The organism is Paenibacillus roseus (assembly GCF_016424485.1).
GTDB classification, from domain to species: domain Bacteria; phylum Bacillota; class Bacilli; order Paenibacillales; family Paenibacillaceae; genus Paenibacillus_D; species Paenibacillus_D roseus.
In genome coordinates, this window is record NZ_JAELUP010000105.1 from 1 (window position 1) to 10,646 (window position 10,646).

General features: G+C 48.0%; 5 protein-coding genes. 2 read left to right on the plus strand and 3 right to left on the minus strand.

Annotated elements, in window-relative coordinates:
• From JFN88_RS21355 to JFN88_RS21365, 3 genes are all read right to left on the minus strand, one after another.
• Positions 1-4,536: InlB B-repeat-containing protein (locus tag JFN88_RS21355; protein WP_199021361.1), on the minus strand; the 4,536-nt coding region annotated here is incomplete at its 3' end.
• Between the two features lie 154 nt (positions 4,537-4,690).
• A complete protein-coding gene (locus JFN88_RS21360; protein WP_199021362.1) occupies positions 4,691-5,821 on the minus strand; it encodes a response regulator in 1,131 nt (376 codons plus the stop codon).
• 31 nt (positions 5,822-5,852) lie between these two features.
• Positions 5,853-9,005 carry an ATP-binding protein gene (locus JFN88_RS21365; RefSeq protein ID WP_199021363.1) on the minus strand — a complete coding sequence of 1,051 codons (3,153 nt, stop codon included), beginning with the start codon at positions 9,003-9,005 and terminating at the stop codon, positions 5,853-5,855.
• 287 nt (positions 9,006-9,292) lie between these two features.
• On the opposite strand from JFN88_RS21365, the gene JFN88_RS21370 reads away from it, so the two are divergent.
• Positions 9,293-9,583, plus strand: coding sequence for a transposase (locus tag JFN88_RS21370; protein WP_199021364.1), 291 nt, complete (start codon positions 9,293-9,295; stop codon positions 9,581-9,583).
• A 23-nt stretch (positions 9,584-9,606) separates the two neighbouring features.
• Entirely contained in the window at positions 9,607-10,467 is an 861-nt protein-coding gene (locus JFN88_RS21375) for an IS3 family transposase (protein WP_199021365.1), read from the plus strand.
• The last annotated feature ends 179 nt before the right edge of the window (positions 10,468-10,646 follow it).

Here is a 10,646-nt window from a genome sequence, read left to right on the forward strand (position 1 = left end):
GAACTTCACCACTTTATTGTTGCTGTCTACTTCGTAAATGCCGATGTACTTGTTGACCACCGGATCAACGCCCGGAATGTTGTTGCCCGGCGTATACGGATTGATTACGCCAACGCTCGGAGCGGAGTCGCCCGCTTTTGGCGTTGCAATCTTGCTCGACGACACCTTCACGACCAGATGGTTGCCTGTTTCGACTGGAATTGGCGGGTTGGTCGGAAGCTTGGTCGTATCGGGATCAGTTCCAGGCTCTGGCACAGGCGTTGGATACAGCTCCGGCGCCGCTTCCGGCTGCGGACGAACATCCCCTTTGCCCAGTACGATTAGAGTGAACTTCACCACTTTATTGTTGCTATCTACCTCGTAAATGCCGATGTACTTGTTAACCACCGGATCAACGCCCGGGATGTTGTTGCCCGGCGTATATGGATTGATTACGCCAACGCTCGGAGCGGAGTCGCCCGCTTGCGGCGTTGCAATCTTGCTCGACGACACCTTCACGACCAGATGGTTGCCTGTTTCGACTGGAATTGGCGGGTTGGTCGGAAGCTTGGTCGTATCAGGCTCGTCCCCTGGTTCTGGTACAGGCGCAGGACTGAACCCAGGAACGAATAAAGCTGCAGTTTTAAACGACCAGGTTGTCAAATCTGCAATGCCAGCATATAGAATAAATTGGCTGTTGCGAAATGCTCCGCTGTCGATTTGCACTGCATAGTCCGTTTTCGGTTCAAGGCAAGAGTTTCCAAATTCATTTTTCACATTAATGATCAGATTGGAATCAGTCACGTAAGCATTCGTACTTCCAACCGTGAATGTGCAAACTACGGAAGCATCGGAGATTTTGATTATTTTGACTTTCTTATTATTTACATGATACACAGCCTGATCAAACGTTAACACCAGATTATCCCCTGGAGCTACCCCGGTTTGACCCGGAGCTGGCAAGTACGATATGGCTATCGGTCCCAGAGGCTGCGCAAGCGTGGTGAATGTCCAGGTTGTGTTATCATCAATGCCTTCATAAGATTGGTCGGAAGCATTCTTGAACGCCCCGTTTTCGATTTGCACATAATAGCTAGTCCCATATTCAAACAAACCGTTTGAATCCGGAATGACCAGCTTTGTTGTGACGACTTTGCCGTTCACACTCAGTTCGGCAATATTGTCAACATAAATTGTCTTTACAATGCTGTCGTCAGAGCTTTTTTTAATCCATATTTTTTTACCTGCTACTGCTGTTACGTTCTGGTCAAAAGTAATCGACAGCTCCTGAGAGCGCGGCACATTTGCAGCGCCATTTGCTGGCGAAAGCAATCTTATTGCAGGCGCAGTAGGAACGTATTCGGTCGAGAAGCTCCAAGAGCTTGAATCATTGGAATACGTTTCGTTGCCCTCTTCATTTCGATCGATTTGAATATACCCGTCCAAACCGCCAAAGTCGTTGCCTGCAAGATCTGCAAAAGCGCCCCGATCGATATTGACCGCATAGTGCCAGTCACTCCCCAGGCTTTTGCCCAGATTGATTGTTACCGTAGAGCCATTAATGGCTACCTTGCTTGTATCGCTGGCTTCAACGCGAGCCTCGATTCCCTCTTCCCCATATTGCTCGGAACCGTGCTCGTAAATTCTCGGCCCTTTAACTGTAATATATTTGCCTGCCTTGGCTGCTACAGGGTCATTAAAGGTAATGACAAGCGGGGCGTCCAGCGCAACATCCGTCGACTGATTAACCGGCGACAGCGAAATCGGCTTGAGCGCCGTTTCATCCTCTTTAATATTCGAGTCGTAAAGCAAAAACTGGCTGAAATACAAAATCTGATCCTCATTATTCGGGTCCACGATATACAATGCGATATATTTCTTCGTTCGCGAACCGACGCCCGTCACATCATCCTGCAAGTGGTAATTTCTTATCACATCCGGTTCATCCGGCGACAGACGATCCCCTTCAACAGGCTGATGGATCGGCTGATTAGAGATTTTGACCGCAAAATCATAGTTTAAATCGACCGCCGTTGCAAATGCTGTTGAACCTGTTTGAGTTCCAGGCACAGGCTCGTCCATCGTTGAAGCCGGCAGCGGTCTGCTCCACTTCGCATAAAGCGTCGTATCCCCGATCACTTTATCCGATTGAAAATCCCACTTACGCCCAAACGTTTGATCCTTGTACCAACCGGCGAAAGTATAGCCTTCAAGGATCGGAGGCTGCGGCGCGGCGATTTTGGAGCCCTGGAGCACATCCGTTAGCGATGAAACCGCGCTGCCTCCTAGCGAATCGAACGTAACCGCATATTTCGAAAGCAGTTTTACGGCCCGAGCTGTTGGAATCGTGAAGCCGCCCATAGCCTTCGGATACCGACTTAGAGAGTAGGATTGACGTTGCCCCGTCGCAATATCGATTACGCTCATATTATGGGTCGAATAGTTTGTCACAAACAGGGTTGTACCATCCAGACTTACGGTAATGGCATTCGGAGCAACTCCCCCGGTTTGAAGTTGTTTGACGACTGTGTTGGTTTGCGTGTCAATGACATCCACTATGCCCTGCCATTGCACATTTTGTCCGACATAGAGATGTAACCCGTCCGGGCTTATCTCGATCCCTTCAAAGACTTGGTCTAATCCTCCTGTACCGGACAGCTTGATTTGCGCTTCTTCCTTTAACGTTGCCACATCAATGACCGAAACATATTTGCCAGTTGAATCAATGGCGTAAACTTTTGTCCCTTGCGGATTTACGATCATCCCCCCGGGATTTTTACCTCTATATTCGGTTTTTTCCACCAGATCGGTAACCGTGTCAATGACGGTCAAAGCACCATAAGTGGGGGTTCCATTGTTCGTAGAAACATAAATCCGATTCCCTACATTGAGAACGCTTGATCCGAAGTAGTTGTGCGGCAAAGGAATCGTCTTGCTGACGCTTAAAGCATCCGTGTCAATGACAGTAACGGAGGTGCCTGTCGATACATAGGCTTTGCTGCCGTCCGAATTAAATGCGATGCCTTGCGCCCCGGCCGACACAGGAATCTTGTTGATTACCGTATCGGTCGTCGTATCGATGACCGATACCGACTTGTCATTGTAATTGCCAACAAAAAGCTGAGAAAGATTGGGATTTAGAACAGCGCTTACGGGGCCGATATTGGAGTCCTTATAAGCGCCTAACCGAATCTTTCCTTTTTCAATGTAGAGGTCGTCCAAGTCAACGACATCGACAGCCCCTTCTTCGGAGCTTGGAATATAGGCCTTATGAAGCAGGGCGACCTTCTTATCTTCCCACTTCGCGTACAAGGTCACGTCGGCGGTTACGCGATCCTTATAGAAATTCCAGCGAATATTGGCGTCAGCGTCCTTGTACCAGCCTCCGAACTTCAAGCCGCTAAGGGTTGGAACAGGTTCCATTCGTTGAATAAGATTATCTGCTACGACATTGGTCAGCGGTGCAACCGCGCTGCCTCCTTGCGAATCGAATGTAACATTATATTTAGGCATATTCCTTGTTGCGACAGGAATCGAAGCCATAAACCGTCTAAATTCGCGTAGTGAAATATTATGGCTGAGATCGATGGTCCGGATTACACCTCTTGTGTCCGTATCCACTACAGCCAATTTGCTGTTATTGACGTCCAATGCATACAAGTATTTCTCGTCTGTCGAAAGACCGCCGTTATTGATTGATGCCCTCGGCCAAGTAAAGTTAGGCCTTACGTCATACTTATAGTCGTTAACGAAGTCATAAGCGTTAAAACCGACTGACGTAGGCATATAAACATATAATCCGTCTGTACTGACATCTAATTGTTGGGCAGATACATTCAATTTATTTTCCACAGTTAAGGAAGCTGTATCCATAACCCATAAGTTATTGACGCCCACTTTGCTGTAAATATAGAGTTTGGTGCCTTGAGGGTCACCGGTAATTAATTGTGGGAAGTTGAGTATATCCATCGATTTCTCTACTGTGTCGGTATCGGAATCGATGATGAGCAGCTTGCCGTTGCCGTTATTATCCTGGGCAGTAACATACAATTTATTTTCCGCCGCGAATAGGGAAAGCGGCGTCATGCTCAATTGGATCGTATCGACGACTGTCAATGAGACAGAATCAATAACAAAAATCGACCCTTGGTAGCTTGCAACATAAGCCTTGCTCCCATCCCAATTGAAGGTTACTAAATCAGGATTTAGTTCCACAGCAATTGTAGCAATGACTGTGTCCGTTGACGGGTCAATTACCGAAACCGAACTGTCAGCGCCATTCGTAATAAAAACCTGGGTTCCATTCGGATTGTAATCGACAGCGTTCGGATTTTTTCCGACTGTAATCTTTCCTTTTTCAACCGTAAAATCCGACAAATTAACGACATCCACCGTTCCATTCTCGGCGCCGCTGGGCATATTAGGAATATACGCCTTTTGAAACGCGTCCGGAGTCGCAGAATCAGCCGATACATTGCCCGGCCATACCGGAATCATGCCCACAAGCAAAACCAGGACATGAAAAAGTACCAAAAGCTTTTGCCTTGCTCTCATCATTCTTGATGTCATCCCTTCAAATGAAATTGCTTCCAATTTGTTCATCAATCGATTATAGCTGGAGGGTCTCATAAAATCCTCAAAACGGCATTTGCTTTTCAAATACAAAAAAGAAGCAGAGAGAATTTAATCCCCATGCTTCCCTGCTTCTTGGCTATTTCCTGCGAACCTGCTTCTGTCCCAAATAGGATGATATCCGGCTGCTCAACTCTTGCGGCAGCTCAAGTCCCAACTCTCTGCGATAATCTTCCTCGAACCGCGCATAATGTCTGGCGATCTTCTCCTTGAATCCGCGACTTGCGTAAAGGTCCATCAAGATGCCATTCATTTCTTCATGCAAGGGATATATGGCCAGATACGAATCAAGCCTATGCTCCGCAGCGTTCCAATTGTCCTGTGACAAATCCCGTTCAATCAAGCTTCGGGTCAGCGCCGTATATTGTTTGCCAAAGGCTTCCTCATGCGAAACTTTCCATAAATAAGGCTTGCCTTCCAGCAGTTGTCCCCGGTACATGGAACAGAGCCGCTCCATCTCCCTGTATTCGGCAAGCTGCCCGGCACGAGTCAAATCAAGCCGTTGATAATCCAGAACGTCGACATTCATGTCCCCTGTCTCCAGTATGTACCCTTCGCCTGTTTTCTGAATATCCAGGCTTATGGCATGCTCTTTCAACATTTTCTTGATTTGATAGATCGTTTGATGCAAGCTATGGGACGCCCGTCCTTCCTCTATATCCGGCCAGAGCAAGTCCATAAGCTGCCATTTGCCAATTTCCCGGTTGGCATGGCAGAGGAAATACGCAAACAATTCTTCCGTCTTGCGGGTCTGAAAACGGATCAGCGCTCCTTCCGAACTGCGCACCTCGAAGCTGCCGAAACACTGGATCGCAGCATGGCGCGGCTTCTTCTCATTTGAGGCGGGTAGAAGCTGCAAAGCCATGCGCTCCGTAATCCGCTCAATGGCTGCTGGAGTTACAGGCTTCAAAATATAATCCAACGCATTGACTTCGAATGCTTCCAGCGCGTAATGCTTGTAAGCCGTTGTGAACACAATTTTAATTTGCCTCGATATTTCATGAATTTTTCGTGCAAGCTCAAGCCCATTCATCTTGGGCATTTCCACATCCAGGAATACGATATCGGGCGTGAGCTCCGGCATGCTAGCCAACGCTTCAAGCGGATTAGTGAAAGCTCCTATAATCGTATAGTGCAGGTTTCTTCCAATGACAACCTTCATTAATTCCAGACTCGGCTTCTCGTCTTCGACAATGACAACGTTAAACAAAACCGCCCCTCCAACCGTCCTGCAGTCTATTTTAATGCGTTCCACCCTTTTTTAAAGATCCCTGCCCTGAGGCCATCGGCAAATACAGAATGACCTTGGTTCCTTGCCCCACCTCAGAATCAATCGTCAATGACGCGCCTGGGATGGAATCGAGACGTCTCCTGATGTTGGAAATGCCGATTCCCTCGCTTGGCCTTTCGCCCTTGGACATTTGATAGAGGAGATCATCCGAAATGCCTACGCCATCATCTTCAATGACAAATTTGATATGATGGTTTCCTTCGTGAATGGTCAGCGCAACACGGCCATATCCCTCCTTCTCGAACAGTCCGTGGCGAATCGCATTCTCGATAAAAGGCTGGATGCATAAAGAAGGAATTTCTATAGAGTGAAGGCTTTCGTCAACTTGGCAAACAAAATCAAACCGCTCACCGAAGCGAGCCATTTCAATCTCGACATACGCGTGAATCAGCTCCAGTTCCCGGTATAAAGGAACGTATAAAGTAGAGCGATCCATCTCCAAAATGTAGCGCAAATATTGACTGAGCATGGACAAGAGATAAGCCGCCTTTTCTCCGTCCGTATAGCAAAAGGAAATTACGCTGCTCAAGGCATTGTACAGAAAGTGCGGCTTGATCTGAGCTTGGTGGAACGCATGTTCATTGCGAATCGCTTCCTGAATCGACGTTTTCATCGTAATCAGCGTTTGAATTCTGGCAATCAGCGTCTCTCCGTCGAACGGCTTGGTCACATAATCATTCGCCCCGGCCCTGAAGCCCAGCGCAATATCCTGTGGCGTGTCCTTGACTGTCGCAATCAGAATAGGCAGGTCAAGGATGGAATACTGGCCGCGCAGCGCCTTGCAAAGCTGGATACCGGATATCCCCGGCATCATCACATCCAGAATGACAAGATCGACCTGCGGATGCTCTTCCATTTTATCCATGGCTTCTTTGGCAGAAAATGCCGCTATCACATTATAACGATGCCGCTTCAGAATATTCAGCATCATATAGATGTTAGAAGCTTCGTCATCTACGATCAGAATCGTGTGCTCATGCTGCTCCAGAACATCCAGCGGGCCATCGGCAAAAGCAATTCTCTCCCGATCCGCAGCGGCGTATGGCGCTTCATAATAAGCCTGCGGCCGTTCCGCGCACGGCAGCGTGAACGTCATGCACGTACCCCGCCCAACCTCCGACCAGTTTACCCGAATTGACCCGCCCATCCCTTCAATGAGCTTCCGGCTAATATACAGGCCTACTCCCATGCCAGTATATCCATCCTGTGGCAAAGGGCTATCGAGCTGCTCAAAGTATTCGAAAATCGCTTCATGCTTGTCCTTGGGAATCCCGTTTCCTGTATCCTCGACCGCAATGCTTACCGTCTGACCAGTTACGCTTGCCTTCACAAGAATGGTTCCTTTGTGCGTATGCTTGATCGCATTATGAACCAGATTATACAATACCTGACGCAACCGGTTCTCGTCGGCCAGTACCCAAACCTCTGGACCCACTTGGCTATCCAAGCGAACAGCCTTGCCTGCAAGCTCGAATTGCAACACATCGCATACAATTTGCGCCGCTACCCGGACATCCACAACCGCCTGCTGCAAACGCAACTCCCCGTGTCTTAAGCGGGTAACATCGATCAAATCATGGATGAGCATGGACAGCTTGACCGACGTATCCTTGATCAGCCACAAATTTTGCTTTTGCTTCGTAGACAAATTGCCCCCATCCTCCTCCAACAGATAGGAAGCCATATTCAGAATGCCATGCAAAGGCGTCTTGAGCTCATGGGACGTGTTCATCAAAAATTCGTCTTTAAGCTGATTGGAGACTTGCAACTGATGGGATAGGGTCTCTGCTTTCTCGTAAGCATTGGAGAACCGAACCGCAAGCAATATATTCATGAAGACGACAAAACTGATTACCCCGAATTTCCCCGCTAAATCGGTTGGGACCAGACTTTCGGAGTACAGGCTTCCGTCAACCAAAAAGACCACTAGCGAAAGGCTTCCTCCAATAAATAACCCCAGTTCCTTACGTTCTGCTGAGCCGCCCGGACTCTGGATATACAAGTACACCATTCTGCCAATAATGAAGAGAACAGCTATGCCTATATATAAGAGGAAAATAAATTTCGCTTGAATATGCACACGGTAGGGCAGCGTCACAACTGCTGCCATATACAAAACGATCGGACCCAGCAACAGCTTCATGGCCCGACGGGACATGAGACGGGTCTCAACGGAACAGAACACGACGATGATTACCGCTGCGCTCATAAATTCGCTGAGATCAAGCAGCTTGTAGGTGATATCAAAAGGAAGCTCGGGCCACACCCTCTGCAAAATTTTCTCCCCGTAGAGCGCTTTTTCCAACATGATGAGCAGCAAATATAGGCCAATAAGCCAATAGGCCTTCTCTCTTCGCCCAAGGAAGTAAAAGCTGAGATGATACGCACCGAACATGCCCAGTATCAAAATAATCCCGATATCGGTGCCGAGCTGGATTCCGTTAAGCTTTAACACCTCTTGATCAAGGCCGAACGAAATCGAACCGGCGATCCCTTCGTTGACAAATACATAGTTAGACACTTGAATGACGATTTCGATTTGGTTGGAATCGGTATGAAAAAAAGCTGTATACGGGGTGTTGCCAGGTTGGTGCGCCGATTCACGGATTGCAGGACGTCCGCTCTCGCCCTTCAGTTCTCCGTTCACGAACAACTGATGGGACATGCGGATGCTCCTTACTTTTAACCCTAAAACCTCATCCCTCACTTGATCTGAAACCAGCACGTTCAATCGGTACGTGCCATAGCTTTTGCGATGGTTACCGTCCTTTTCCGACTTTGCTTTCCATGTGCCAGGAACGGATATATAGGCAGCCTCCAGATGCGTTCCCGCTCGAAAATCGGCAGGATACAACAGCTCGCCCTCATAAAATTCCCACACTCCATTCAGGTTGACCCAACCCTGCTTTTGAAAGTCCCATTGCGATAAATCATATACCCCACGCTTCGCGGATGGTATGTTCTGATAAGGCACCGTCTGGGTATAAATAAGGGCAAACAACGCGATGGAGAGCGAAAAAAGCAACCCGATGCCGATAATCTTGTGATAATTCCCCCTTATCAAGACATAATCCCCTTCCCCGAATCCAACTAATCTATCCATTCTACCAAAGCAGGCTCACAAAAAACTCATTTGCAGCAAAGATACATCGTAATAAATTTAGCTTTATAGCAAATCGTTCCTTAACCTGATAGGTTTATTCTACATCGTATAGCTCTCCGAAAATACTGGAATACTGAAAAAATTTTCCCCTTATACATCAGAAGCCTGCCGCGCGGCAGGCTTTTGCGGTTCGATTATAACCTCAATCTGGAGTGCTACGATAAAAATGCAGTCGAAAAATACCCTCATATGAAATAAAATGAAAGCTAACGAGGGGATGAGAACCAATGAATCGGTACGATAAAGCATTTAAAGAAGAAGCCGTAAGATTGAGCGATGAGATTGGACCAAAGAAAGTCGCCGAGCAGTTAGGCGTAGCCTACCACACCTTGCAGGATTGGAGAAAGCGAAGAACCCTGCACGGCGATGGCGCGCATATCGGGAGCGGGCGCGCTTATGCATCTGCCGATAAGACTGCGCGTGAACTCGAATTAGAAAGGGAAATAGGCGAGTTGCGCCGTGCGAATGAAATTCTCAAGGACGCACTCGGTTTTTTCGCAAAAGACCGGAAGCGGTAAAGGCATGCCAGCTCTATGCTTACATCCGTGAACGACGGGATCGATGGACCGTCAAGGAGTTGTGCGAAGTACTTGCTGTCAGCGAATCGGGCTATTATCGTAGCTTGAAGCCTACGCCCCGACAGGAACGGCAACAACGCCTTCTGGTCAAGATTAAAGAAATCATCGAAGAACATGAAGACAACAGCAATTACGGTGTCCAGCGTATTCTGCTGGGGCTGTCACAACTAGAGATCACGACCAGCTATAGCACCGTCTATCGCATCATGAAGAGGCACGGCCTGCTGAAGAAAGTGAGGCGCCATCCGAATGGCATTACACGCGAGGATGCCGCAGCTCAAAAGAGCCAGAACCTGATCCAGAGAGATTTCACATCCTCAGCACCCAACCAGAAGTGGCTATCGGATATCACTGAAGTTCCTTGTTCAGACGGTAAGCTCTATCTGTCTGCGGTACTGGATTGTTTCAACGGAGAGATCGTGGGTCTCGCCATGGACGACAACATGTCCAAGGAACTGTGCATCCAAGCCTTTGAGAACGCCTGTAAAGCAAGAAATGCTCGCGGAATGATTGTTCACAGCGATCGAGGTAGCCAATTTACAAGTCATGCATTCCGAGCGTGTCTGGCTAAACGAGATGCCGTTCAGAGTATGAGCGGCACAGGGCGTTGCTATGACAACGCAAGGATGGAAAGCTTTTTTGCTACGCTGAAGAAAGAAAAGCTATACAAGATCAAAACCGAGCACTATCCGATGGCCTATATGAAATCGGTCATCTTCAGATACATCATGGTCTACTACAACAGACAGCGGATCTACACCACGAATCCTGGGGGCTGGCCCCCAGCTATTTATCGCGAAAGAATGCTGTCACAAGCAGCTTAGTAACGGAATTTCTGTATGAGTGTGTTTTCAAACTGCACTTTTATTGACAACTCCAGATCGTGCGTTCGTGGGGTAACAACTGGGACGAACTAGCGACTGGATCGGCTACACTTAGTTGGACAGAGAATATAAGGGCTAGTAGAATGAGCAGATAAGATGAAGGAGCGGATCTACTATGC

Bases quoted from the DNA above. Each gene is read 5' to 3' on its own strand.
- JFN88_RS21365 (WP_199021363.1), bottom strand. From the start codon at position 9,005: ATGGATAGATTAGTTGGATTCGGGGAAGGGGATTATGTCTTGATAAGG.
- JFN88_RS21370 (WP_199021364.1), top strand. From the start codon at position 9,293: ATGAATCGGTACGATAAAGCATTTAAAGAAGAAGCCGTAAGATTGAGC.